The organism is Frankia sp. BMG5.60, from assembly GCF_059428125.1.
On the sequence record NZ_CM182091.1, the window covers coordinates 3,108,463 to 3,133,189 of the forward strand.

21 protein-coding genes and 2 pseudogenes are annotated in these 24,727 nt (G+C 73.8%); 10 read left to right on the forward strand and 13 right to left on the reverse strand.

The window, feature by feature from the left end; all coding sequences use genetic code 11:
* The 3 genes from AC5R91_RS12405 to AC5R91_RS12415 are packed head-to-tail and all read right to left on the reverse strand — an operon-like array spanning nt 1 to nt 2,200.
* Nucleotides 1–762: a methyltransferase domain-containing protein gene (locus tag AC5R91_RS12405; RefSeq protein WP_495397301.1), complete on the reverse strand. Its 762-nt coding sequence runs from the start codon at nt 760–762 to the stop codon at nt 1–3.
* Entirely contained in the window at nt 759–1,502 is a 744-nt protein-coding gene (locus AC5R91_RS12410) for a TIGR04282 family arsenosugar biosynthesis glycosyltransferase (protein ID WP_495397302.1), read from the reverse strand. The genes AC5R91_RS12405 and AC5R91_RS12410 overlap by 4 nt, the downstream gene beginning before the upstream one ends.
* Nucleotides 1,499–2,200, reverse strand: a complete 702-nt coding sequence (locus AC5R91_RS12415) for a glycosyltransferase family 2 protein (RefSeq protein ID WP_495397303.1) — start codon at nt 2,198–2,200, stop codon at nt 1,499–1,501. The genes AC5R91_RS12410 and AC5R91_RS12415 overlap by 4 nt, the downstream gene beginning before the upstream one ends.
* A gap of 242 nt (nt 2,201–2,442) precedes the next feature.
* Between AC5R91_RS12415 and AC5R91_RS12420 the strand changes: the two genes are divergently transcribed.
* From AC5R91_RS12420 to AC5R91_RS12430, 3 genes are all read left to right on the forward strand, one after another.
* Nucleotides 2,443–3,141 (forward strand): response regulator, encoded by a 699-nt coding sequence (locus AC5R91_RS12420; RefSeq protein WP_495397304.1) that lies wholly within the window; start codon nt 2,443–2,445, stop codon nt 3,139–3,141.
* The gene (locus AC5R91_RS12425; RefSeq protein ID WP_495397305.1) at nt 3,138–4,277 is read left to right on the forward strand and encodes a sensor histidine kinase; all 1,140 of its coding nucleotides are present in this window, start codon (nt 3,138–3,140) and stop codon (nt 4,275–4,277) included. Before AC5R91_RS12420 ends, AC5R91_RS12425 begins: the two co-directional genes overlap by 4 nt.
* 70 nt (nt 4,278–4,347) lie before the next feature.
* On the forward strand, nt 4,348–5,391 hold the full coding sequence (locus AC5R91_RS12430; RefSeq protein ID WP_495397306.1) for an NAD-dependent epimerase/dehydratase family protein: 1,044 nt from the start codon (nt 4,348–4,350) through the stop codon (nt 5,389–5,391).
* Here the strand turns inward: AC5R91_RS12430 and AC5R91_RS12435 are convergent.
* Together AC5R91_RS12435 and AC5R91_RS12440 are read right to left on the reverse strand one after the other, a co-directional pair.
* Nucleotides 5,296–6,441 (reverse strand): sulfite exporter TauE/SafE family protein, encoded by a 1,146-nt coding sequence (locus AC5R91_RS12435; RefSeq protein WP_495397307.1) that lies wholly within the window; start codon nt 6,439–6,441, stop codon nt 5,296–5,298. The two genes, AC5R91_RS12430 and AC5R91_RS12435, sit on opposite strands and share 96 nt — an antisense overlap.
* 149 nt (nt 6,442–6,590) lie before the next feature.
* A complete protein-coding gene (locus AC5R91_RS12440) occupies nt 6,591–7,205 on the reverse strand; it encodes a pentapeptide repeat-containing protein (protein WP_495397308.1) in 615 nt (204 codons plus the stop codon).
* A gap of 266 nt (nt 7,206–7,471) precedes the next feature.
* Here AC5R91_RS12440 and AC5R91_RS12445 point away from each other — a divergent pair, with 266 nt between their 5' ends.
* The gene (locus AC5R91_RS12445; RefSeq protein ID WP_495397309.1) at nt 7,472–8,962 is read left to right on the forward strand and encodes an NAD(P)/FAD-dependent oxidoreductase; all 1,491 of its coding nucleotides are present in this window, start codon (nt 7,472–7,474) and stop codon (nt 8,960–8,962) included.
* A 144-nt stretch (nt 8,963–9,106) separates the two neighbouring features.
* On the opposite strand, the gene AC5R91_RS12450 is transcribed toward AC5R91_RS12445, so the two are convergent.
* Nucleotides 9,107–9,580, reverse strand: a complete 474-nt coding sequence (locus tag AC5R91_RS12450) for a MarR family winged helix-turn-helix transcriptional regulator (protein WP_495397310.1) — start codon at nt 9,578–9,580, stop codon at nt 9,107–9,109.
* Between the two features lie 386 nt (nt 9,581–9,966).
* Between AC5R91_RS12450 and AC5R91_RS12455 the strand changes: the two genes are divergently transcribed.
* From AC5R91_RS12455 to AC5R91_RS12470, 4 genes are all read left to right on the forward strand, one after another.
* On the forward strand, nt 9,967–10,452 hold the full coding sequence (locus AC5R91_RS12455; protein ID WP_495397311.1) for a protein-tyrosine phosphatase family protein: 486 nt from the start codon (nt 9,967–9,969) through the stop codon (nt 10,450–10,452).
* Nucleotides 10,453–10,886: 434 nt separating this feature from the next.
* Complete coding sequence (locus AC5R91_RS12460; RefSeq protein ID WP_495397312.1) at nt 10,887–11,276, forward strand: PPOX class F420-dependent oxidoreductase; 390 nt, start codon at nt 10,887–10,889, stop codon at nt 11,274–11,276.
* Nucleotides 11,277–11,525: 249 nt separating this feature from the next.
* Nucleotides 11,526–12,026 (forward strand): DUF5666 domain-containing protein, encoded by a 501-nt coding sequence (locus AC5R91_RS12465; protein ID WP_495397313.1) that lies wholly within the window; start codon nt 11,526–11,528, stop codon nt 12,024–12,026.
* A gap of 146 nt (nt 12,027–12,172) precedes the next feature.
* Nucleotides 12,173–12,820, forward strand: coding sequence for a hypothetical protein (locus tag AC5R91_RS12470; protein ID WP_495397314.1), 648 nt, complete (start codon nt 12,173–12,175; stop codon nt 12,818–12,820).
* A 504-nt stretch (nt 12,821–13,324) separates the two neighbouring features.
* Here the strand turns inward: AC5R91_RS12470 and AC5R91_RS12475 are convergent.
* The 7 genes and pseudogenes from AC5R91_RS12475 to AC5R91_RS12505 form a co-directional block, all read right to left on the reverse strand.
* Entirely contained in the window at nt 13,325–14,755 is a 1,431-nt protein-coding gene (locus AC5R91_RS12475; RefSeq protein WP_495397315.1) for an RAMP superfamily CRISPR-associated protein, read from the reverse strand.
* Nucleotides 14,742–15,587, reverse strand: a complete 846-nt coding sequence (cmr6, locus tag AC5R91_RS12480; protein ID WP_495397316.1) for a type III-B CRISPR module RAMP protein Cmr6 — start codon at nt 15,585–15,587, stop codon at nt 14,742–14,744. Before cmr6 ends, AC5R91_RS12475 begins: the two co-directional genes overlap by 14 nt.
* A gap of 346 nt (nt 15,588–15,933) precedes the next feature.
* On the reverse strand, nt 15,934–16,491 hold the full coding sequence (locus tag AC5R91_RS12485) for a type III-B CRISPR module-associated protein Cmr5 (RefSeq protein ID WP_495397317.1): 558 nt from the start codon (nt 16,489–16,491) through the stop codon (nt 15,934–15,936).
* Nucleotides 16,484–17,701: a type III-B CRISPR module RAMP protein Cmr4 gene (cmr4, locus tag AC5R91_RS12490; protein WP_495397318.1), complete on the reverse strand. Its 1,218-nt coding sequence runs from the start codon at nt 17,699–17,701 to the stop codon at nt 16,484–16,486. The genes AC5R91_RS12485 and cmr4 overlap by 8 nt, the downstream gene beginning before the upstream one ends.
* Nucleotides 17,702–18,595: a type III-B CRISPR module-associated Cmr3 family protein gene (locus AC5R91_RS12495; protein ID WP_495397952.1), complete on the reverse strand. Its 894-nt coding sequence runs from the start codon at nt 18,593–18,595 to the stop codon at nt 17,702–17,704. It lies immediately after the preceding gene.
* Between the two features lie 216 nt (nt 18,596–18,811).
* A pseudogene (locus AC5R91_RS12500) lies at nt 18,812–19,270 on the reverse strand (type III-B CRISPR module-associated Cmr3 family protein); the annotation flags it as partial.
* A 262-nt stretch (nt 19,271–19,532) separates the two neighbouring features.
* Nucleotides 19,533–21,218, reverse strand: a pseudogene (locus AC5R91_RS12505) (Cas10/Cmr2 second palm domain-containing protein); the annotation flags it as partial.
* A 112-nt stretch (nt 21,219–21,330) separates the two neighbouring features.
* Here AC5R91_RS12505 and AC5R91_RS12510 point away from each other — a divergent pair.
* Both AC5R91_RS12510 and AC5R91_RS12515 read left to right on the forward strand, forming a co-directional pair.
* On the forward strand, nt 21,331–22,044 hold the full coding sequence (locus tag AC5R91_RS12510; protein ID WP_495397319.1) for a hypothetical protein: 714 nt from the start codon (nt 21,331–21,333) through the stop codon (nt 22,042–22,044).
* 32 nt (nt 22,045–22,076) lie between these two features.
* Nucleotides 22,077–24,560, forward strand: a complete 2,484-nt coding sequence (locus tag AC5R91_RS12515) for a hypothetical protein (protein ID WP_495397320.1) — start codon at nt 22,077–22,079, stop codon at nt 24,558–24,560.
* The last annotated feature ends 167 nt before the right edge of the window (nt 24,561–24,727 follow it).

Consider the following 24,727-nt stretch of genomic DNA (forward strand, 5'->3'; position numbering starts at 1 on the left):
CTAGTGCTGGCCTGGTGAGATGGTCGAGGCGGCGGCGGGCACCTTGTCGCGGCGAAGAGCGACGAAGTGGCGCCCCGCGCTCTGCCAGGACCGGGCCACGAGCAGGCCGGCGGCCGACGCGGCGGCGGTGAGCTCATCGGCGCCGACCTGGCACCAGGCGAACGGCTTCGAGACGCGGCCGCCGGCGTCCTCCAGCCGCAGCCAGACCGGTCCGACGGGGGTCCCGGGCGGCTCGACCTCGACGAGCGCCTGCCCGGCCGGGGCGAGCAGTTGTCGGGCTCGGCGCAGCAGCCGGACCGGATCGCCGCCGATACCGATGTTGCCGTCGGCCAGCAGCAGCGCCACCCAGCGGCCCTCGGCCGGCAGGCGACCGAATACGTCACGGCGCAACGCGACCGCGCCGGCCTGCCGGGTCAGCCGCACGGCCAGCGGGGCGAGGTCGATGCCGAGCGCCGGGATCCCGCGGGCGGCGAGTGCCGCCGCCAGCCGGCCCGGGCCGCAGCCCACGTCCAACGTCGGGCCGGCGCAGTGCCCCAGGAGGGACAGGTCCCCGGCGCTCAGCGGGGTCCCGGCGCTGGCCCGGGCCGACGACCACTCGCTCCCGAGCCCGGCGGGCGGCACAGGCATGCCCCGCCAGCGGTCCACGGGCAGCGGGATCCGCCGCCCGTCCGCAAGGCGCGCCCACAGCCGGCCGGTGGCGGAGAGCAGCCCCGCCTCGTAGATGTCCGTGGGCTCCCACTCGCCGTCCACCGATGCGGTCACCATGCCGCGTTCGAGGACGCTCCGGCGACACGGCCGCCTCCCCCGGGCGAACATCGGCCCTCAAGGGGGAGAGTCCGGCCGTCCTCGGGGAGACCGGCGCGGGCCGCGCGCAGGGCGGCGGCGAACCGGCCGTCCGGGGCGAGCCGCGCGACCGCCTCGGCGTCGGCGATGGTGTCGACGTCGCGCAACGCCGGCAGCCCCGTCACCGCGAGGCCGGCGGCGACGAGCCGGGCCCGCTGGCGCGCGCCGGTGTCGGGGCGCGAGGTGGGGACCCCACGCACCAGGTCGCCGTCCGAACGGGCCAGCCCCAACGCCCACCAGCCGCCGTCCGCCGCCGGTCCGAACACCGCGTCGGCGCCACGCAGCGCGTCGCAGGCGACGGCCAGCAGGTCGGCGGTGAGCTGCGGGGTGTCCATGCCGATGAGCAGCGCCGGCCCAGGGCCGGTGGCGTCGAAGGCCGCGGCGAGCCGGGCATCGAAGGGGCCGGGTGCCTGCGGCGCCACCGCCAGGGTGGGCCAGCCGCCGGCGGTGGACAGCCAGGGCCCCGCCGCCCCGTCGAGGACGAGCACGGGACGTAGGTCGGCGAATCGGGGCCGGGCGGTGACCGCCGCGACCGCGGCGAGGGTGTCGGCGAGCGCCGCCGCCGCGACGGCCGCGGCCTGCTCCGGGCGCAGCGGCGGGGTGAGCCGGGTCTTCACCCGGCCGGGCACCGGCTCCTTCGCCATCACGAGCAGCCTCACCGGATGCTCGCCAGCAGCACCGACATGTCCCGGGCGGCACGGGCGGCACCGAGCGGCGTCCCGGTGACCTTGGACCGACCGATCCGGGGGGTGTAGGCGACGTCAGTCTCGGCGATGCGCCAGCCCGCCTGGGCGGCGCGCAGCAGCAGCTCCAGCGGGTAGCCGAAGCGGCGGTCCGCGATCGACAGGCCGAGCAGGTCCGCGCGCCGGGCGGCCCGCATCGGCCCCAGGTCGCGCACAGGCACGCCGCGCCGACGCAGGCGGCGGGCGACGGCGGCGTTGCCGAGCCGGGCGGGCGGCGGCCAGGCCCGCAGCGAGGTCGGGCGGCGCCGGCCGAGGACCAGATCGGCGCGGCCGGCGGTCGGGTCGACCAGGTCGGTGGCGAGCAGGGCGACGAGGTCGGGCAGCCGGGCCGGGTCGAGCGAGGCGTCGGCGTCGCACACGCAGACGACGTCGGCGTCCGCGGCCAGCAGGCCGGCGTGCACGGCCGCCCCGTAGCCGCGCTCGGGCACGGCGACGACCGTCGCGCCCCGGCCGCGGGCCAGCTCGGCGGATCCGTCGCGAGAACCGTTGTCGGCGACGATCGCCCGGTAGCCCGCGGGGATCCGGTCGAGCACCCAGGGCAGCGCCCCGACCTCGTCCAGGCAGGGCAGGACGATGTCCACCGACGTCCGGTCACCATCACTTTCCGTAAACATGATCGGGACTGTAGTGCCGGACGACCATGATCGATCATTACGGAACGAGGACGGGCCTCGGCGAGCATCGGCCCGCTGACCTGGCTCATCGGTGGCGCGGAGGCGGTGGGGCGCGCCGCCGACCGCGGCCGTTCGGCCCCCGTGCGGGCACCGGCCATCCCCACCGTCCGCGGAACATTACGAAGCGGGGAACATCCGCGCCAGGCGGGGCGAGGGCGGGCCGGGCTGCCTATCGTGGCGGCATGGCCCGCGTCCTCGTCGTCGACGACGACGCCCTCGTCGCCGAGGTCGTCGACCGCTACCTGCGCAACGCCGGCTTCGACGTCGACCGCGCCGCGGACGGCCCGACCGCCCTACGCACCGCCGAGGCCCGCCCGCCCGACCTCGTCGTCCTCGACCTGATGCTGCCCGGCATCGACGGCCTCGAAGTCTTCCGCCGGCTCACGGCGCGCCGAGCCGTCCCGGTCATCATGCTCACCGCGCGGGCCGACGAGGCGGACCGGATCACCGGCCTGGAGGTCGGCGCCGACGACTACGTGACCAAACCGTTCTCCCCGCGGGAGCTGACCCTGCGGGTGCGGTCGGTGTTGCGGCGGGCGGCCGAAGCCGCCGCGGCCCCGGAGCCCGGCGTCCTGCGGGCCGGCGCCCTGGTCGTCGACCCGGCGGCGCGGACCGCGACCCGCGACGAGGTGCCACTCGGGCTCACCGTGCGCGAGTTTGACCTGCTGGCCTTCCTGCTGCGCCGGCCCGGCCACGCCTTCACCCGGGTCGAGCTGCTCGAACAGGTGTGGGGTTGGAGCTATGGCGATCCGTCGACGGTGACGGTGCACATCCGCCGGCTCCGGGAGAAGATCGAGGAGGATCCGACCGCTCCCCGCCTGCTCGTCACCGTCTGGGGGGTGGGGTACCGCTACGACGCCGCGCCGGCGGGAACGCGATGAACGCCGAGCTGGAGGTCGCCGGGATCGCGCTGGCCTGTTCGACGGCCGCCGCCGTCAGCGGCGTGCCGCTGCTGCTCACGCTGCGCCGCCGGCCGCTGTGGGCGATGGCTGCGGCGCTGTGCGTGTGGCCGATCGTCGCGGTCGTCGTGGGTGTCGCGGTCACGGCACGGATGATGTTCCTCTCCGATCACGACCTGCGCGTAGTCCTGATCGTCGTCGTGGTCTCGGCGGTGGTCGCCTCCGCCTTCGCGCTGCGCGTCGGGCGTCCGGTCGTGGCCGGGACCGGTGCCCTCACCCGGGCGGCGGCGAGCCTCGGCGATCCCGGCTACCGTGGCGCGGGGCGCGTCCCGACGACGGAACTCGCCACGCTCGCCGCCACGCTGGACGCCACGAACACCCGCCTGGTCGAGTCACTCGCCCGCGAACGGGCCCTGGAGGCGAGCCGCCGGGAGCTCGTCGCCTGGATCAGCCACGACCTGCGGACCCCGCTGGCGGGGATCCGGGCGATGGCCGAGGCGTTCCAGGACGGCCTGATCACCGATGCGGAGACCACGGACCGCTACCACCGCCGGATGCTCACCGAGGCCGAGCGGCTCACCGGGATGGTCGACGACCTGTTCGAGCTGGCGCGCCTGCAGGCCGGGGCGCTGCGGCTGAGCCTGGCAAAGGTGCGCGTCGCGGACGTGGTGTCGGACGCGGTCGCGGCCGTCGATCCGATCGCGCGGGCGCGCGGGGTCGTCGTGCATGGCAGTGCCGACGACTCCGGCTGCGTCGACGCCGATGCCGTCGAGGTCGGGCGGGCCCTGACGAACCTGCTGGTCAACGCCATCCGGCACACTCCGGACGACGGAACGGTGGAGGTCACCGCCACCATGGCCGCCGACCGGGCGCTGTTCGCCGTGGCGGACCGCTGCGGCGGTATCCCGCCGCAGGACCTCCCCCGGGTGTTCGACCTGGGCTTCCGCGGGGAGCCCGCGCGAACCCCGGACGGCGACGACGGGCCCCGGCAGCCGCGGATGCGCTCGGGCATCGGCCTGGCGATCGTGCGCGGGATCATCGAGGCGCACGGCGGCGCCGTCAGCGTGCACAACCAGCCGGGCGGTTGCCGCTTCGTCGTCGCCCTCCCGACCTCCTGACGCCGCAAGCGGCGGGGCCATCCGCGGATCGTAAGATCCGGCGGCGGCCGGCGCGGATAGCGTCGGCGACATGCGGGTTCTCGTCACCGGCGGCGCCGGCTTCATCGGTTCCCACGTCGTGGACGCGGCGGTCGCGGCCGGCGACGAGGTCAGGATCCTCGACGCCCTGCTGCCGGCGGTGCACCGGGTCGCACCCGCGGTGAACGGCCGCGCCGAACTGGTCGTCGGCGACGTCACCGACCGCGGCCAGGTCTCCGCCGCGCTCGACGGGATCGACGTGGTGTGCCACCAGGCCGCGATGGTGGGCCTGGGGGTGGACCTCGACGACCTGCCGGCGTACGCCGCGAACAACGATCTCGGCACGGCCGTGCTGCTCGCCGCGATGGCCCGCGCCGGGATCGGGCGCCTCGTGCTGGCCAGCTCCATGGTCGTCTACGGCGAGGGCGGCTACCGCTGCGCCGAGCACGCAACGGTGCGCCCCGGCCCGCGGGTGCGCGCCGACCTGGACGCCGGGCGGTTCGAGCCGCCCTGCCCGCACTGCCACCGGCAGCTCGCGTCCGTCCCCGTCCGCGAGGACGCCCCGATCGATCCCCGCAACGTCTACGCGGCGACCAAGGTGGCCCAGGAGCACCTGGCCGCCGCCTGGGCCGCCGCCACCGGGGGCACCGTCATCGCCCTGCGTTACCACAATGTCTACGGCCCGCGGATGCCCCGGGACACCCCGTACGCCGGGGTCGCGTCGATCTTCCGCAGCGCCCTTGCGGCCGGACGTGCGCCCCGGGTGTTCGAGGACGGCGGCCAACTGCGGGACTTCGTCCACGTCCACGACGTTGCGCGTGCCAACCTGTTGGCGGCACGCGGCGCGGACCGGCCCGGCCGCCTCACGGCCCTGAACATCGGCTCGGGGACACCGCATACCGTCGGGGACATGGCCGACGCGCTGGCCCGCGCCGTCGGCGGCCCGCCGCCCGTCGTGACCGGCGGCTACCGGATCGGCGACGTGCGGCACATCGTCGCCTCATCGGTCGGCGCCGCCGAGCTGCTCGGCTACCGGGCGCGGGTAGGTTTCGCCGCGGGGATGGCGGCGTTCGCCCGTGATCCGCTGCGCGGCTGAGATCCCCACCGCCGCCCCGGCGGGGATCCCGGCCATGGACGCGGCAAGCAGCCGCACCTCGGTGATCTCCCACGGATCCTGGACGACGGCCACGGCGGGCGGCGGCCCGAGCGGTCGCGCACCGGGCCCCATCGTCGCGGCCGCGGCCACCCCGGCGAGATCATCGGCCCGGCCGGTACCGGCGGCGACCCGGCTGCGGCGGCGCAGCGCCAGGACGACCACCGCCGTGCCGAGCATCGCGAACAGGATCCCGCCGAGCCAGACCGCCGGCACACCGACCAGCTTCAGGCCGCTGAGCGAGATCACGACGACGAGCGCGGGCCGGATGAGCCGGCTCGTCGCCGGGCCGGCGGAGACCCGCGCCCCCAGGTAGACCCCGGGCAGGGAGCCGAGCAGCAGCGAACCGGTCAGGCCGAGCTGGAAGTCCCCGAACAGCAGGTGCCCCAGCGAGGCGGCGGCGACCAGGGGCACCGCCTGGGCGAGGTCGGTGCCGACGAGCTGGGAGGAACGGATGCGCGGGTAGAGGCCGAGCAGCATCACCACGATGAGCGAGCCGGAACCCACCGAGGTCAGCCCGACGACCAGCCCGCCGATGGCGCCGATCAGGACAGTCGGCAGCGGGCGTGGCCGGAGGTCGACCTCGCCCGCGGGCGCCGGCGGCCGACCGCGGTCGACCAGGGTCTTCGCCAGCATCCCCGCCGCCGCGAGGACGAGCAGCGCCCCCATGACGACCTTGATCCGTTCCTGGACGGCGTCCCCGTCGCCGAGCGCCCGCAGAATGAGCACGCCGCAGAAGCCGGCCGGCACCGAGCCCAGGCACAGCCAGCCGACCAGGCCCCGGTGGACCGTGCCGCGGCGCAGGTGGACGGTGGCGCCGACCGGCTTCATCACCGCCGAGGCGACCAGGTCGCTGGAGACGGCGGCGAGCGGCTGGACGCCGAACAGCAGCACCAGCACCGGCGTCATCAGCGCACCACCGCCCATGCCCGTCATCCCGACGACGGCGCCGACGACGAACCCGGCAAGCGTGATCAACGGATCGAGATCCATACACCGCCCACCTTCCCTATCTGCACGATAGGCATCGTGAGCAATTCCCGCGAGGGCGGACGACGGCTCCCAACGGGCCGCCGACCTGCGCCGACCTGCGCCGACCTGCGCCGATGGCTCGCGACCAGGCGCTCAGGGCGGCGCGCGGGTCAGTCCACCGCGAGGCCGAGCGCGGTCGCGACGACGATGGCCTGCCAGGGGTCGATGCGCGCGCCCCGCAGCGTGACGGCCAGCGGATCCAGCGCGGACAGGTCGCTGCCGCGCAGGTCGGCGCCGGACAGGTCGGCCCCGTCCCACAGCGCGCCGGAGAGATCGTTGTCACGCAGCGTGGCACCATCACAGCGCGAACCGGTCAGGTCGGCCTCCCGCATCCGGACTCCGACGAAGGACGCGCGACTCAGTTTTGCCCGCGCCAGACCAACAAAGGACCAATCCCCGCCGCCGACCTTCATGAGGTCGTGCGTGCATCCGTCGAACAGGCTGCCGGTGAACTTGCACGCGTCGAAGCTCGTGTCGAAGAAGGAGCACCGGACGAACACGCAGTTGATGAAAGCGGTATCTGAATAACCCGATGCGTTGAACCGGACGCCGCGGAAGGTGCACGAGTCCAGAACCGCGCCCGTGGTCGGCACCTCGGTCAGGTCGAGGTCGACGAAGGCGACGTGATCATGCGCCTGCCCAGAAAGATCCCCGCCGACCTCGGCCAGGCTGCGGACGGTATGGTCGACCGCGGGCGCCGTCGGGCCGTATTTCCGAGCCGGCACGCGGAGCCTCCCCCGGCGACCGGTAGTGGGACCGGCCGCACTCGTCGATCAAGGTCCGGGCTAAGCCTACCGCCCGCCACCGGAAGTGTGTTCCACGCCACATAGTCCGTAGTCGATGTTTCGGGCTACGGGGTGACGATGAACACGATCCAACGGCCGGTATACGGCGGAAAATAGTTAGTGGAGACCGACGTGCTATCGGGGATAAGGTCTCCGCGGCGCCAACGGGCACCGCTGGGAGTCAAGAGGTTGAGCGGAGAAGGATCGTGAGCACGGACAGCGCCCGCACAGGGCATGCCGACGAACCGGAACGGCTCGAGGGGCGGCAGAGCTCCCCGCACCGCGTAGTGATCATTGGCTCGGGCTTCGGGGGCCTGTTCACCGCGCAGGCTCTTCGCAAGGCGCCCGTCGAGATCACCCTCGTCGCAAAGACCACCCATCACCTGTTCCAGCCGCTGCTCTACCAGGTGGCGACCGGCATCCTGTCGGAGGGCGAGATCGCCCCGACCACCCGCGAGGTGCTCAGCCGCCAGGAGAACGCCCATGTCGTCCTGGGCGACGTGACCACCATCGACGTGAAGGCGAAGACCGTCACGTCGCAGTTGCTCGGCCGGACGACGGTCCACCCCTACGACAGCCTCGTCGTCGCTGCCGGCGCCGGGCAGTCGTACTTCGGCAACGACCAGTTCGCCACCCACGCCCCGGGCATGAAGAGCATCGACGACGCCCTCGAGCTGCGCGGCCGGATCTTCGGCATGTTCGAGCTCGCCGAGGGTTCGACCGATCCGGCCGACATCGAGCGGCTGCTGACCTTCGTCGTCGTCGGCGCCGGCCCCACCGGCGTGGAGATGGCCGGCCAGATCGCCGAGCTGTCGCGGCGCACGCTGCGGCGCGACTTCCGCAGCATCGACCCCACCAAGGCCCGGGTGATCCTGCTCGACGCCGCGCCCGCCGTGCTCCCGCCCTTCGGGGAGCGGCTCGGCGCGAAGGCCGCCGACAAGCTGGAGAAGATCGGCGTCGAGGTGCAGCTCGGCGCCAAGGTCGTCAACGTCGACGCCACCGGCATCGACGTCGAGGACAGCGACGGCACCCGCCGGCGGATCGACTCGGTCTGCAAGGTCTGGGCCGCCGGCGTCGCCGCGAGCCCGCTCGGCAAGCAGCTCGCCGAGCAGACCGGCGCCGGCATCGACCGCGCCGGCCGCGTCGAGGTGCTCCCCGACCTCACCCTCCCGGGCCACCCGGAGATCTACGTCATCGGCGACATGATGAGCCTCAACCGGCTGCCGGGTGTCGCCCAGGTCGCGATCCAGGGCGGCCGGCACGCGGCCAAGGAGATCCAGGCCTGGGTCGCCGGCAAGCAGACGGGACACCCGTTCAAGTACAACGACAAGGGCAGCATGGCCACCATCTCGCGGTTCAGCGCGGTGGCCAAGATCGGCAACATCCAGTTCAGCGGCTTCTTCGCCTGGCTGGTCTGGCTGGCCGTGCACCTCGTCTACATCATCGGCTTCAAGCACCGCCTCACCACCCTGTTGCACTGGACGGTGAGCTTCATCGGCCGGGGCCGGTCGGAGCGCACGGTCACCCAGCAGCAGATCTTCGCCCGCGCGGCGTTGGAGCGGCTCGGGGAGAACTTCGCCCCGTCGCTGCCCCCCAAGGCCGGCGACGCACCGTCCTGGACGGGCGCGGCCCGCTCCCAGGTGCCCCCCCAGGCCGGGGCGAAGGGCACGGAAAGTCGCGAGCCCACCAGGGTCTAGCTGATCCCATCGCGCCCCTGCGTAGGCCGCAGAACCACACGACCGCCCGGTCGGGACGAGTTCCCGCGCCGGGCGGTCGTCGCTGTGTGTCGTCTGCGACATACCGGTCGCCCGCGTCGCCCGCCCCGAGGCGTCGTCGTCGCGTCAGCCGGCCGCGGTGGGGTCGCCCTGCTCGGCGGGGATCGCCGCCGCGGCCCGCTCAAGCAGCTCACGCAGGGCGGCACGTTCTTCATCGGTGAACGCGGCGGCGAGCCGCGCTTCCACCGCCAGCGCCGCCGCGTCGGCACGCCGGAACAGCGCCTGGCCAGCCCGGGTCAGGCGAGCGAGCAGCACCTGCGCGTGGGCGTCGGACGGCTGCCGCGCGATGAGCCCCCTCGTCTCCAGGCCGGCCAGCACGACGGCCATCGTCTGCGGGGTGACGTGACACTCCCGGGCGGCCCGCGCGCCGGAGATGTCCGGCATGGCGGCGATCGCGACCATCGCCGCGTACTGCGGGACAGTGAGGCCGAACGGCCGCAGCACCCTGGTCTTCTCGGCGATGAGCACCTGCTCGGCCCGCTTGATCACCAGGCCGAGCCGCTCGACTCCCGCGTCGACCGGGCGGGATCTGGCTGCCACGGCCCTCACTGCGCCCGCTCGACTCGACTGGGGTGGGCAACCCACGGATGGCCGGGAGGGCCACACCGGTCTGAGGTTACCCCGGAGGGCCAGGCTCCTGAACGGACTCACGCCGGGCGCCATCGAGCCAGCCACCATACGACCATCCGGACCCCGCGGCCGGCACCTCCGAGGGGGCCGTCCCATCCCCCGGGGGTGGCGATGTTCCCCTGACCGCCCGGCCGAGGCCGGTCCGTTGACGCCGGGAGCGGTCTGCGACCGCCGGTATGTCGTCCGGACCGATCCGATTCGCCGCTGGACGACGCTGCCTCGCGAGGATGGCGCCAGCCGGCGAGGATGGCGCGGAGGGCGACACAGACGATGGAGGCATGGACCGCGAGAACCATATGCACGATGGCGTAGTCGATGAGGACGGCAGTGGCACGGGTGGGGCCGCCCTGCCCGGGGCGATCCGGTTGCCCGACGGCGGCTGGATCCGGCCCCGCGCGCTGCGCGACCCGACGCCGCCCGGCCCGCTTCCCGACCGTGGTCTCTATCTGGGTGGCGCCCGTCTACGACGGCGGCATGACGAGCGACTGCGTTGGCCACACGAGTGGATTGACTGGCCGGACTTCCTCCTCCCCCGGGATTCCGAGGCGGCCGCCACCCGCATCCGCGAACTGCACGCGCACATGCGGACGTCCGCGCGAACAGAGCTCGCCTGCGGCGGCGGGGTGGGCCGCACCGGGACCGTGCTCGCCTGCCTCGCCGTCATCGCCGGACTATCCCCCGCCGACGCCGTCGCCTGGGTCCGCGCGCACCACCATCCGCGCGCAGTCGAGACTCCCTGGCAACGCCGCTGGATCGCCCGTTTCCCGCCGCGCCCCCTCTAGGGATGATCACGGACCAGCGTCGGCCTCGCCAAGGGCCGTGACGTGTACATCGGGTTGCGATCCCTCCAGGGATGATCACGGACCTGCGCGGCCACCTCGGGCAGCTGGTACAGCCCGTAGTTGCGATCCCTCTAGGGATGATCACGGACCGGGTGCGGAGGTCCCGGGCGGTGATGTCGCCGATCCATCCCTGGTGTTGCGATCCCTCTAGGGATGATCACGGACCCCATGGTAAAGCTGCAGGCCAGTGGGGTTGGTCGGGTGGTACACGGGATGATCATTGCAGCGGTCCGGCGGTAATGCAACCGCCCAGGTCAGGACGTTGATCCTCGAACTCTTAGCGTGGGACTTGCGCAGGGCCGCAACCTCGGGCCGATGGCGGTCACGACCCGCGCGCACGAGGAACCGTCAGGGTACTGATATACCATCGTGGTATGACACTAATTCCCGAGAGCCATCGTGATCTGTTGGAGCGGCCACTGTTCGGGCACCTGGCCACGATCAGGCCGGACGGCACCCCGCAGGTGAACCCGATGTGGGTGCTCTGGGACGGCACGTTCCTGTGGTTCACGAACACCACGACCCGGCAGAAGTACCGCAACGTCACGGCGACGCCGCAGGTGGCGGTGTCCGTCAACGACCCGGAGGCGCCCTACCGGTACCTGGAGATCCGCGGCGTCGTCGAACGGATCGACCCCGATCCGTCCGCCGAGTTCTTCACGCGGCTCGCCGACCGCTATGCGATGAAGCTCGACGGGCCGCCCGCGGACGCGCCGCACCGGGTGGCCTACGCGGTCCGGCCGACAGCGGTCAGCTTCCAGTAACCCACCCGCCCACGGCGGTCAGCCGGTCACCGACGACTGGCATCAGCACGGAGCACCCGCACCGCCGACAACCGTCCGTCTACATCCTTTCCCCACCACGTTCTCATCCCGCTCACATCCGGCCGCCGCACTGTGGATCCGGCCAGCGCGCCGCGGCGGCGCGCGATGCCGGACCGGCCGGCGCCCGACCCTCTGGTCGGGCGGGCCGGGTGCGGCGTGACGGCACGGCAGGGAAAGGACGGCGCACAGATGCGCAGCTTTCTGACGGGACGGCGGGGCGCGGGGGCGGCCGCGGCGGGACTGCTCGGCCTCGCTCTCGGAATCGGCCTCGGGTTCAGCGGCACGGCCAGTGCCGCATCGACACCGGCGGCCACCACCTCCCCGGCGCCGTCCACGGCGTCGACGACGTCCGGCGATCACCCGAAGCCGACCGAGGCCCGCGCACGGCTGGCTGAGCGCCGGCTCATGCGCCAGGGCCTGCACGGCGAGGCGACGATCAAGACGAACAAGGGCTACCGGGTCGTCGACGGCCAGCGCGGCAAGGTCACCGCGATCAGCGCGACCTCGATCAGCCTGACCAGCGAGGACGGCTACGCCGCCACCTACGTCATCAACGGCGACACGAAGTTCCGCGCCGACGGGAAGGCCGCGAAGGCCACCGACATCCACCAGGGCGCGCAGGTCGTCGTGCGCGCCACGGTAGCCGACGGCACCCGCACCGCCACAGTCGTCGCCGACCCCAAGGACTAGCGCAACCGCCCCTGTGCACGGGAACGGCCCCACCTGTCTCTTCCACAGGGACAAATCGGACGTCAAACCCTGTGGAAGAGACAGGAAGCCGCTCTGCCACGCATCCCCCGCAGACTGGCCGCCCTCCGACCCCGGGAGCCCCCTCGATGCACCCGCACCCGACCCCGTATCCGGCCCTGGCCCTGGCCCGCTCGTCGCGCCCGACCCGGCGCCCGGGCCGACTCCCCCTGCTGCTGGTCGCCGGCCTCGCCGCCGCGATGTCGCTGACGGCCTGCCGCGACGGCGTCGTCGCCGGCTCCGCCACGTCGACGCAGAGCGCCGGCACCGCCGAGGCCATCGGCGCGGCGGGCAGCGGGACCTCGGGGGCGACCACCGTCCCGGCCACCGCTGCGGCCACCACGTCGGCCGGGATGCAGGAGGCGGTGAGCGGAGGCGCGGGGCAGGGTGGTGCCGGCTCGCTGACGCTCGACATCGCCAGCCCGATCACCGTCGCCGGGCACGTCGGCACGCCGGTCACCTGCGCCTCGGCGGCGCTGCGCTACGCCGAGAGCGCGTCGGGGACGGTGAACGGGAAGACCGTCACCGAAGGCGTGCGGATCGCCCGCTACCAGGGCCCGGGGACCTACTCGGCCGCCGTGAGCGTCTCGGTGGCGGCGCCGGACGCGGGGCGCTATGCCATCACCGCCGTCCCGGCGCAGGTCCAGGTCACCCCCACGGGCGGCTCGGTCTCCTTCTCCGCCAGCACCGACGGCGGCCGGACCCTGGCCGGCTCGATCACCTGGGCCTGCTCGTAGGCCACGGCCGCCTGTTCTTAAGTGGGCGGCCTGGCAGGAAACACGGGTAATCCGGCGGCTTGTCCCCGCCGTCGGAGGCCGAGCCACCGTCTGTGTCACTGTTCGTGATGCCAAGATCCGCCAAGACTGCCCGGATCCGCCGGTAGTCCTCAAGGTTGTCGGGGATCACCTGGGCGTACCGTCGCGATCCCTCCGGGGATGATCACAGGCGTGAGGGTGGCGGCGGGATCTGGACCGCCGTCGTCATGTTGCGATCCCTCCAGGGATGATCACAGGCTGGTTGGGGGGTGTGCGGGATGATCGTTGCAGCGGTCCGACGGTAGTGTAACTGCCCAGGTCAGGACGTTGATCGCGGGAGCCCGCCCGCCGCCACGGTCAGGCGGCCTACTGAGGGCCGACGTCGTCACGGATTGCTCGCCGACGGGCAACGCGGCCCCCTGCCCGATGCAGGATCCCGACCAGCCCATGTTGGTCTCACCTCGCATGTGGGGCCTCAGTCCGGGCTCAGAACCACTTGCGCAGCGTGCTGTCCACATCGTCCTGGGTCGGCGCGGCCATGACGTGCGGGTCGATGGATCGCCCGTTGCGCTCCCCGGTGACCACGAGAGTCGCTCCATCAGGAAGGAAGCGGTCGAGGAAGGCTAGCGAGCGCAGGTGCCATCCGCCGCCGGACGGAAAGGGTCGCAGCCACAGCGGCGAGGCGCGTCTGATCTCCGCGCCGTCGAGGCGTGGGCTGACCATCGCCGTGTCCGGCTTCCTGCTGGAACCGGGTCGCGCGTAGCCCGTGGGAAGTCCCAGCGCGGAGTTGCCGAGGGCCAGTTCCGGGGACGGTCGCGTGCCGTCAAGCCAGGGGCCGATGACCTCGACGTAGTCCTGCGAGCGCGGCTGGCCTGCCGCGCTCGGCTCGCCGTTCGCCCGGAATTCTCGAAGCTGTCCGGCCACGTACCGCAGGGCGGCGCCCACGTCCCGCGCCGGGGGCTTGGGTACGTCGTCGGCCAGCAGGTAGCGGCCTGGGCGGAAACACGGGTAGTCCGGCGGTGGCGGCCCGCCGCTGCCGTCCGGCAGGCGAGGCGCACCCACCAGCAGGTGCTCGACGCCGAGATCCACCAGCACCAGGCGGACACCGCCGAGGACCAGCCTGAGCTCGGCCCTCGCGTCCCCCTCGACGGGTTTCGTGAGCCAGCCGGTGAAGAAACGCCGAACCGGTAGGTCCTCGCCGACCGTCGTGACCGCCACCGTGCCGAAGCCGCGCCGGGCCCGCTGGCCGAGCCCGCCGAACGTCGCCAGCGCCCACAGCGACGCGATCAGCAGGTCACCGACGGCCGGCTGATCGTCGGCGCGGCCGTCAAGCCGGACGGCCAGCCGGATGTTGGACTCCGCTGGCACATGCCCGACGACCAGCTTCTTGTCCTTGAACAGCCCCTGCCCGAGCAGGTAGGTGACCGTGCCGCCGCCTTCGGGGTCCCTGTCCTTGTCCTTGCCTCCGCGTCCGCCTTGGCCCCAGCCCGTACGACGGGTTCCTCGACTGCTCTGGGGCTCCTCTTCCTGCGCACCGTCGAGCCGGCTCGCCAAGCCGTACGGCCGCACGAAGGGCACGAGTTCCCGCGAGCGGAGGATCACCGTCGACTGGCTGCGCCTCGCGGGTGACCGATCGCCGGGCGCCGGTGCGCCGCCGTCCTCTCGGGAAGCCGTGCCGAACACCCGACGCTCCACGTCGGCAAGCGCCACCAGCCCCTCGCGGGAAGAGGGCAGGTGGGCGCCGACGAGGGCGCGCAGCCAGTACCGCAACGCCCCGCGCAGGCTCGGGACCGGAAAGACGACCCTGGTGTCCGGGTGAGCCCGCCCGGCGGGGGGCCTCGTCATGTCGCCGGGCAGGTCGACCCCGCCGAGGAACATCGGCGTCTGCACCCTCAGCGTGATCTCAGTCCAGGTCATGGTGCCCTCCGGTCGGCGTGGGTCCGGACGTTGCCACGGGTTCGGAGGCGGACAGGTAGCCGTAGCCCGCCGCCGTCTTCGCCCCGATGCCCAGCAGATCCACCGCCTCCGTCAGCAGTTGGGCAGCCCGGTGGACGTCGTCGTGCGGCCCGATGCAGAACGCCTGCCACCGACCGCTCGCGCTGAGGAAGCCGACGGGCACCGGCTGCAGGTAGTCGGCCGGCGGGATGATGTTCTCGGCCGCCGTGGCCACGGTGTTGTAGTACATCCCCGCGTGCGGAGTCAGGACGTCGCGATGGATTCGCAGCGCGTCAGTCGGCAGCGCGTCGAGAAAACGAACGGTGCCCTGCGCGGCGCTGCCCTGCACGGCGGTGTCGTCGCCGCCCGGCCGAGGCGAGCCGAAGATGCGCAGATCCGCCTCGCACAGGGACGCCCCCTTCCGGGCGGCGCAGGCCTGGGCGACCCCCTTGAGCGCGGAACCGGGAATCACTGGCCAACCGTAGGTGCCGTGCAGGGACATGGCGACGTCCTGGACGCTGCCGTCCGCGGCTCCCACCAGCATCGTCCCCTCGGTGCGCAGGTCGATGGCGAGCGCGGTCGTGGCGCCGACGGCGAGCCGGGAGACGGCCCGCTCCCGACGCTCGGCCACCGCCCGGGCCAGCGCGGACAACTCCGGATCCGCCTCCCAATCCGACCCGGGCCCGAACGCTGGCCTGGGGACGGACCAGCCGGTCGCAGTGCGGCGCGCCCAGTCGTGGTTGGCCGTGACATCGAGCTTGGCGGGCTGGCCGTCCTGGGCCGGACGCAGGAACGGCGCGCGACGCAGGATCACCAGGGCGTTCGCCGACGAGAGATCGTCCGCCGATGTGGCTGTCCGTGCTTCCTCGGGAGGTCGTCCGGACCCGCGCGCGCCTGCGGAGCCGCCAGTTCTCCCGGGTCCACGGAGCCGTCCCGCCGCATCCACGGTGAGCAGGGAACCCAGCAGGCCGATCAACGGCGGCTGCGCGGCCCCGCCGGAACGAGTCGCCTGCGTCCCCGGTGGGACGGTGCTGCGACCGCAGGCACCCCTCTGGTCGGCGGCGGACGTCCCCGCCGCTCCACGGCCGGCGGAGGAACGCGGCGGGTGCGTCGATCGCGGAGGTCGAGGTCTGGGGCCGTTTGGCTGCCCTGTGCCCCGCTCAGCCATCCGACGCACCACCTGCAGCCGTGCCGCCGGTGGTGACGGTGCCACCGGTGGTGACAGTGGGGGCCGTGGGGGCCGTGGTGATGGTGGAACGTTCGCGCGTGACTGCCTCGGACAGCCGCCGCAGCCAGCCGGCCAGCGAGTTGACCGCCGCCGACGCGGCCGCCCGCCGATCGACCGTGGCGCGCGCGAGCCCGCGGATCATCTCTACGATGTCGGGCGCTGGCGGTGGTGGCGGCGCTGGTGTGGTGGCGGCGGGGTCGGGCCGGCTCGCCGGTGGCTGCAGAGCGTCCCACGCCGCCTGCCGCAGCGCCTGGCCGATGGCGGCGTAGGCGTTGCCCAGCTGCGACGTCGGGTCACTCTTCGCCGCGTAGAAGGCGAGCGTCGCGGGCAGGCCGGAAACGCTCAGCATCGTCGGCAGCTGCTTCAGCCGCGTCAGCAACTCCGGGGTCAGCCTGCCTTGCATGGAGGCGAGCAGGTGGTCCAGGATGTCGGCCGCCGCGGTGGCGGTGGTCAGGTCGTGACGGGGGAGGCCCGCCCCGTCGTCAGCCACGGCGGCCACCGTTTCCGTTCCGCCCGGCACCCGGCCGGGGACCGCCCGCACGGGACCCGTTCGGACGCGCGTCGACCGGCGGCGTGGCCGGTGGTCGGCCCCCGCCCCGCTGTGGTTCGACCCGTCCCGCGGACGCAGACGTGGCCACAGACGCGGGGGCGGGTGTGGGCCGCGCGTCGGTTGCGGCGAGCCAGCGGCACCACAACAGACCCTTGCCGATGGTCTCGTTGCCGCCCAGCCGCAGCACCTGGCCGTCGAGGAGCGTGCGCAGGCCCGCAAGGTGATCGGCGGAGCCTTCCAGCAGCGCCGCGAGCACGGTCTCCGCCGGCAGGAACTCGCTGTAGAAGGGGCCGTTCTGCACTGTCTTCTCGGCGGAGAGCTGGACGCGTGGAGTCAGCTCGATGCACTCGCGGGTGATCTCGACCAGGGCGCCGTCGGGCACCGTGAGCAGATCCGTGCGCATCTTCCCGGCGAAGTAGCCCGCCGTGTCGCCGGTGGGCAGCGCGGAATCGGCCAGCCAGTCGGCCCACCGGCGAGTGGCCCGATTTTCGCCCGGCCGGGTCACGTACGGTCCGATCAGGGTGTCGGCGTCGTGCCAGGCACTGCCGGCCGCGAAGACGTCGACCTGGCGGCCGTCCGCCTGGCCTGCCGACCAGCCATCTGCCTGGCCTGCCGACAGGCCGATCGCCTGGCCGTCCGACGGGCCCTCGGACCGGCTCCCGCTCGGCCCGTCGGGTCGGTCACCGACCGGTAGCGGTGGCATCCCCGTGAAACCGGCCAGGGCTGCCCGGCGGGCGAGGCGGCCGAGCAGCAGCGGCGACGACACCCAGGCGAAGATCTCCCGGATGGTCGGGACGGGGAACGCGACGAGCTGCGCGTCGCCCACCGACAGGGTCCCGGGGCGAAGGGCGCCGGGGCGCCGCGGCGCCCCGTTCGCGGCGCGGGCATCCCGCCCGGAGGCGGGGTCCTCGACGCCGAAGCTCTCGGCGCCGGGTGGCGGAGAGCCGAAGACGTCCTCGATCAGGCTCGGGCGAGCCTGCCAGGCGTCGGAGGCGTGCGCGCGCAGGGCGCCCTTGAGCGACTGGCCCCAGATGACTGGCAGCCGCGTGGTGGCCTCCCGCTGGATGGGCAGGTCGACCGCGCCGAGACTGGTGTCGGCGCCAGCGTGCACCGGCGACTCCGCGTACAGGAACAACAGTGCGCGAGGCATCTACCATCTCCCGATCAGGGCGAGCCCGAAGCCCGCCGTGATCACTTCGTCGTCGATCTGTGGGAAGGGGGTGTCGGCGGTCAGCAGGCGGCCGTGGCAGGCCCGGATCAGCTCGGCCGCCGCCCGGCGGTCGTCGGTGCGCAGGTAGTAGACGCTGCCGGCCGGGGCCGCCCACAGCAGTCGGCCGTTGCTCACCGCGCCGGTCACCAGGTCGGGCCGGGCGGTCGTGATGACCCGGGGACCGATCACCGACGCCGCGACCAGGGTCAGCCCCGGGCCGATCTCCTGCGGCTGGGGACGCCAACCGTCGGTGAACAGCGCCGGCGTCGCCAGATAGACCAGCAGCCTCGGCCGGCCGTCGGTGTCGTCGGCCGTGTCGTCGTCGGCGGCGGCGGCGTTCGGTGTGGCGGGGTCGAGCCGGGGCGGTGGGGGCAGCGTCAGCGCCTCGGCGGGCAGCCAGTGCACCCCGGCGCGGCGTCCCTCGCCGCCCAGCCGGACGGTGCCCGCCGGCCGGCCCGGCTCGGCGCGGGAGAGGCAGCCGGGCGGCAGGTCCTGGCAGTACGCGGCCAGCCCCACCCCGTCGGTGAGGCGCAGGTGCGGCAGCGAGTAGAGCATGCCGTCAAGCGCGGTGCGGGCGACGGGGTCGCGGGCGAGGCCGACCCGGTTCTCCTGTGTCCACGGCGTCCATTCGGCCGCGGGGGCCGGCGTCGCGGGCCGGTCGGTCAGGTACGAGGCCAGCGTGTCGGCGTCCCACCAGCCACCGGTCGGCAGGCCGTCGCCCTCAAGCAGCGCCAGGTCCGCGGGAAGATCCGTATACGGCTCGGTCGGGGACGCCGGCTCGCCCGGACGCAGCACGGACAGCGTCACCGCCTCCGGCGCGGACGCCTGCGACACCAGCGCGGGCGCCTTCGGCACCGATGCGGAGGCCCCCGTCTCGGGCGAGGACGGCTGCATCTCTGGCGAGGACGCCTGCGTCCCTGGCGAGGAGGCTTGCGTCTCTGGCGAGGACGCCTGCGTCTCTGGCGAGGAGGCTTGCGTCTCTGGCGCGGATGCCTGCGTCGGCGGCAGGGACACGACATCCGATGGCACCGGAAACATCGGCTCCCAGCGGCCCGGACCGCCGTCGGCCTGCTCGCGCCGGCGGACCAGTAGCGGCCCGTGCACCTGCCCGGGTTGCCCGTGCAGGGCCTGGCCGACCGCACCGCCGATCGTCGCCGGGCTCGGCTCGGTGGTCCGGGCCATCGAGGACGCGCCGGCCTGGAACAGGCGACCATCCCGGACGACGAGCGTGTCGAGCGGTTCGAGGACCGCCCATCGGTCGTTGCCGGTCGACGCGGCGGTCCCGGCGCGCCGGACGTCGGCTCCGGTGCCGCTCATCGCGCACCGCCTCCGGCCGCCGCCACGCCACCGGCCGCCGCCACGCCACCGGCCGCCGCCACGCCACCGGTCGGCGCGGCGGGGCTGCGGCGCGTCTCGGCGGCGATGAACCGGGCGACGCGAGGGCGACATCGGTGGCCAGCCTGCTGGGCGCGTCCCGGTCCGTCCACGTGCTGAGCAGGTGCACGACATCGGCCGGGGCGTGCTGGCGCCCGGCGAGCCGGCCGATCTCCCGCGCCCGCCAACGCTCGGGCAGCACGGCGAGCACCTCGCGGTCCGTCTCCAGCCGGGAGGCCAACCGGGGCGACATGCCCTCGCCGTACGCGGCGACCAGGTGCGCGATCGCCTCCAGGCTGGTCTGCCCGCCCGGCGCGAGCCAGGGGACCACGACCCGGGCTCGCTCGCCGCCGCGTCGCAGCACCGCGACGCCGAGGCCGGGCCGGTCCCGGTCCTTCGCCGCCTTCAGCAGGTCGTTCGCGGTCTTGACCACCCCCTGCAACGCCGCCGAGGCGTGGAAGTAGACGACGGCCGTGCTGGCCGACAACGTGCGGCCGTGTGCCACCTCCCGCGCCGCGGAGTCGGCGAACTCCGCGTTCATCCGCAGCGCCGCGGTGATCGCGGTCGCCGCGGGCACGAAGCACATCAGGTCGTCCCCGCCGGCGTAGACCGCGCGTCCCAACAGGTCCGGCCGGGCGACCTGCACGGACTGCCGCCCGCCGATGTCGACCAGCGTCCGGGACACACTGCCGTGCCAGGCGGCCACGTCCTCGGCGGTCGGCGGCGGCTCGGACAACGCAACGCCCATCCGGTCGGCGTCCTGCACGACGAGCGCGAGATACGGCGTGAGCGGATCGACCCCGGCCTCAGCGGCCCGCCGGCTCAGCGTCTGCGCCGCCAGCCGGCCCGCATCGCACAGCTTCCCGTCGGGCACGTAGTCGAGGCGGAAGTCCCGCCGCGGCGACTGTTCGTCCCAGGTGTCGGGGTAGACCCAGGCGCCCTCGGCCAGCGCCAACCACCGGCCGACCTCTCCGGCCCGCTCCCCCAGCTCCCGCAGGCCGGGGAGGTCGCTGTTGCCTCGGACGAGGCGGTTGCGCGCGCGGCCCGCATCCCGCTGCTGGGCATCCGTCTGGACCAACGCCTGGACGGCGTCCTGCAGGCGCTTCACACCCGCTAGCAGCTCCGGCGTGGACGGCAGGAGGTCGAGAATCCGCGCCCGGTAGGCGGCGGACGCCACCGACGGGGTGGAGGGGAAGCCGCCGAGCGTCTCCCGGAAGTCCCGCTTGGCCCGCGCTGCGGCGGAGAGCTCCTCCCCGGTGCGCGCATCGCGCCCGGTCGCCGCCCACCGGCCGGACAGCCCGCAGACCGCGGCGGTCCGCACCCGGTAGCCCGGGAAGTCCCGCGTCTTCTTCCGGTTCGCCAGCGCGCGCATCGCCCGGCCCAGATCCTCCTGGTAGGTCGCCCAGCTCGCCCCCGGCGCCACGGCCCACTGCGGCACGGGGAACCCCGGGGTGGGCGCGGCCGGCACACCGTCGCCGGAGCCGGCCGCGACCAGTTCCTGCCAGGCGTCGACGACGGCGGCGGACATCGCGCGGGCGAGCCGGCCGCCCCCGCCGGCCTCGGCGAAGGCGACGGCCCGGTTGGGCAGCCCGGCGGCGGAACGCTCCGTCATGCCCGCCAGCCCCGGATCGTCGGGCACGGACAGCGGCGGAATCGCGGGCAGGACCAGCGTGCCGAGTTCGTCCGCGACGGCGGCCATCCGGGCCGTGAGCAGCGACATGATCCGGCTCGCCGCGTGCAGATCCGCGGTCGTGCGCGCCTCGCCGATGAACTGCTGCACCCCGGGGATCGTCACGACGACCAGGTCACCGGCCCCCGAGCCGCCCGCGCCCACGCCCACGCCCGCAGCCGCGGGCTCGGTGGGCGGTCCCGTCGCCTCGACGGCGGCGTGCCCGCCGCTCCCCCCTGCACTCGTCGACACCTGACCTCCTCCTGCCGGAACCCACCACACCCGCGCCAGCTTCGCGATCTTGGTGCGACCGCGGGACAGATCAGCGACCTTCGGACCGGACGCACCTCGCGGGTCACTCCTCGCACCGAGGCCGATCGCGGGCGACTCACCCATCCCTGACGGACAAGGCATCCGGACGTCCGGCACACCTCAGGCCGGAGTGGCAGATTCTGCAACGCAGACCGAGAAACTCGGCACTGCGTCGACTTCTCAGCAACCCGTGCGGTCCGCCAGGCTGCTGCGCATGTCCCCTGACGACACCACGGACGCCGCCCCCGCCGGACCTGCCCGGCCCTGCCCCCGCACACCCGGCTCCCTCGACGCCGACGAGCTGTTCCTGATCGCCGTCGAGGCCGTCAACGCCGTGCTGAGCGAAGGTTCGCCGCACCACCGCGGCCGCCCATGCCCGCAGCGACACCAGCACGGATCGGAGGGTGCCGGCGCACTGGCCTACTGCGACGCCGGCTGCTTCGACGACGCGATCGAGGTTCTCACCGACGTGCTGCGCCGGCTGACGCGCAGGGCCGCGCCCCGCCAACCGTCCGCATACGCGGCACGCACCGCCAGGGCGGCACTCGGGGACCTGCACCGCCGACGCCGACGCGACCTCGGTCTGCCGCAGCGCCCCGAGCGGCTGGGCGACGCCCGCTGGTTGATGCAGATCCTGCCAGCGCGGCCCGACCGAACCTTCCTCGTCCACCTGATCACCTGGCTGGGCAGCGCCGCCCCGGCCGCCGGCGGGATCGGCTGGCCGGTCCGGGCGTGGGCGGACCGGTACGGCCTCACCGACGCGGCGATGTCCGTCTGGATCGACCGGGTGGTGAGCGCCGTGCGGGACGCCGAGCCGACCCGGCACCGGCGCTACATCGCCCGACCGCTGCTGGCCAAGCCGGCGGCGCCGACGCTGCTCGCCGAACCCGACTGGCTGGAGTGTGAGCTGGCTCCGGCGGCGGCGTGACGGGCCAGCCCGTACCGATCGGGGAGAGACGCATGCCCACGTACCGCACGCTGGTCCACGTCGTCGGAGAGGCCGACATCAACGTCCGGCAGCCGGCCGGCCGGTCACAACACAAATCGACGGAGACACTGGCCGCCGAGGCGCAGGCGAACCTCGCCCGGCTCGACCACCTGACGGGCGACGACCGCGAGGAGTTCTTCGCCGCCAACCCCACCGGCGCCCTCGCCCGGCACCTGCGCACCCTTCCGGCGCGGCCCCGCGTCATCCTGCTCGCGACCGACGGCGGCGATCACCGCGACACCATGCCGATCGCCAAGAAGGTGGCGGCCTACCTCCACGACAGCGTGATTCTCGCCGACGAGCCGCTGGTCGTCCCCATCGCCGAACCGACGGTGGCGCGGACGCGGTCCAGTCTCGGCACCGTCCTCGACACCATGCCACCCGCCGAGCTGGCCGACGCGGCGGACTGGACGGTCCTGCTCGGCTCCGGGGCGACGCGCGTCCTGCTTGGGGCGTTGTATGAGCTGCTGGTCCGCGGCCGGCGGGTGCTTCTGCGGGCCGCGGACGCCGTTGGGGAGGAGATCTCGCCGTACCACGACGTCACCGTCGACGACCTGCGGCGCTGGCTCGTCCGGCACCGCTACTACGGCGCCCTCGCCCACCTCGCGGCAGACGCCGGCGGCGCGCCGTGGCAACGTCTGCACGAGCGGCAGTCCATCGACGTGCGCGCGCTGCTGCGGGACTACCCGACGGTCCCGACGAAGGCGGGCGACCCGACGAGCCCTCAGGTCTGGCCGTTTGCCGGCACCGCCCATGATCCTGAGCCGCGAACCCCGCTGGAGGTGCTGCGGCGGGCGGTCGAGGCGTCGTTCTTCGGCGGCCTGGCCCGCGGGGAGGTCACCGACGGTGCCGCGGCCCGGATCTGGTTCTCCGACCTCGTCGACGCCCTCACGGAGCCCAGAGCGGGCGAACCCGCGTCCGCGGCCGACGGGCGTCGGGCGAAGGCACGCCGCATGTTGGGCTTCCCGAAGACGAACCGGCTGCCGCCCGCCCCCGACGACGTCACGACCCCCGACGACCCGCTGTACGCGCTGCTCACCGACGAGGTCGTCAGGTGGTATCGCGGGATCGTCTCCGCCAGCCACGGCGGGCTGCACGCGGTCACCGACCTGCCCGCGCCGATCCGCGCCCGCGCGCAACTCTGGGTCGACGAGGAGCATGCGAGCGCGCCGCTGGCCGACTTTCCGGCCTGGCCGGTCCTCGCACCGCCGGTCGCGCAGCGCCGCGTCCTGCTCCTGCGGGTCCGCCGTTCCGCAGCGCCGCATCTTGTGGCGGACGACCAGCGGGTCCTCGACCGCGGGCGGGCTGAACTGCGCTGCCGCGAACGGATGCTCGTCGAGTTCGCCGGCCCGGACGTTCCCGACGCGGACGACCTCGACGGCGTCCGCTATCGACGGGTTCCGACTGATGGGGACGCCCGCAACATCGAATACATCCAGCCCAGCACGGTCGTCGACTACGCCGAGAAAATGTTCCGCGCGATCGCCGGAGACCGGGACGACCCCGCCGGCGTCGAGGCCGACCTTGTCGACGAGGTGGCCGTGCTGCTGCCGCTCGGTTTCAAGGCGCTGGCCATCGGCGCCATGCTGGCGGCCGTCCGGTGGTCGATCCACCTCGGGGTCCCGTTGCGAGTCATCGATCTGCCCCTCGACCGGGAACCGGCGACCATGTCGGCACCGCCGCCGATCGGCTCACATCCGGACGATCAGCAGCCGACCGAGCCCGACCGGCCGCTGGCCGCGCTTGGCCAGGACCGGCTGCTGGCCAGGTTGGCGTCCACGGCGCTGCGCGATCTGGACCTGGGCCTTGCCCACGATCTGGCCCGGCGGGGTTCGTCGCTGCTGACTGTCCTCGCGGCCGGCATCGCCTCCCTGCGACGGGACTTCAACGGCATCGTCGACGTCGCGCCAGGCAAGCACGGCACGACCGCCCACACCTCGCCGGCGGAGATCGCCTTCGCGGTCGCCCGTCTGCGCCTGTGCCGGACGATCGTCGACCGACATCCCTGGGACGCCGCCTACCTGGCCGCGAGCATCCTCGATCACACCTTCCGCATGCCGCCCCCTGCCGGCGCAATGGCGACACCTGTGACGTGCCGGGCATCGGCCGCGTCGTCCTGTCCGGAAAGGACGGCTGGGTCCCGGTCGCCGCCGCGCCGACCAAGCCCGTCGGCAAGCCCCAGCAGTGGCCGACACTCGCGCCGTGGGAGGGCATGCGGACGTCGGGCGACAAGCCCTCGGGCGTGCCACCGGACGTGCGCGGATCCGGCCGGACCGGGAGGGCGACGCGGCCGGAGGTCGTCCTCGGCGGCCTGCAGCGCCACCGGAACAAGCATCCGCTCTCGCATGGCATTGATGAAAGGCAGGAGAGGAAGCCCACGGACATCAGGGCGCGCAGCACGGCGGAGATCGCGCCGATCTTCGATTTCGTCGAGGAGGTGCTCACCCGCCGACTGAACGAGACCTATCCCGCTCTGCACCTTGTCGACGCCGATGACCTCACTCGGCGTCTGGCGAACCTGGTCGCGCTAGCAACCGAACTGTCGGACCCGGTCCGCCCGCCCGCCTGACGGCGCTGCGCCCCGCGCCGGGCCGGCCCGGCGGCGGCCCGGCCCGGCGGCGGC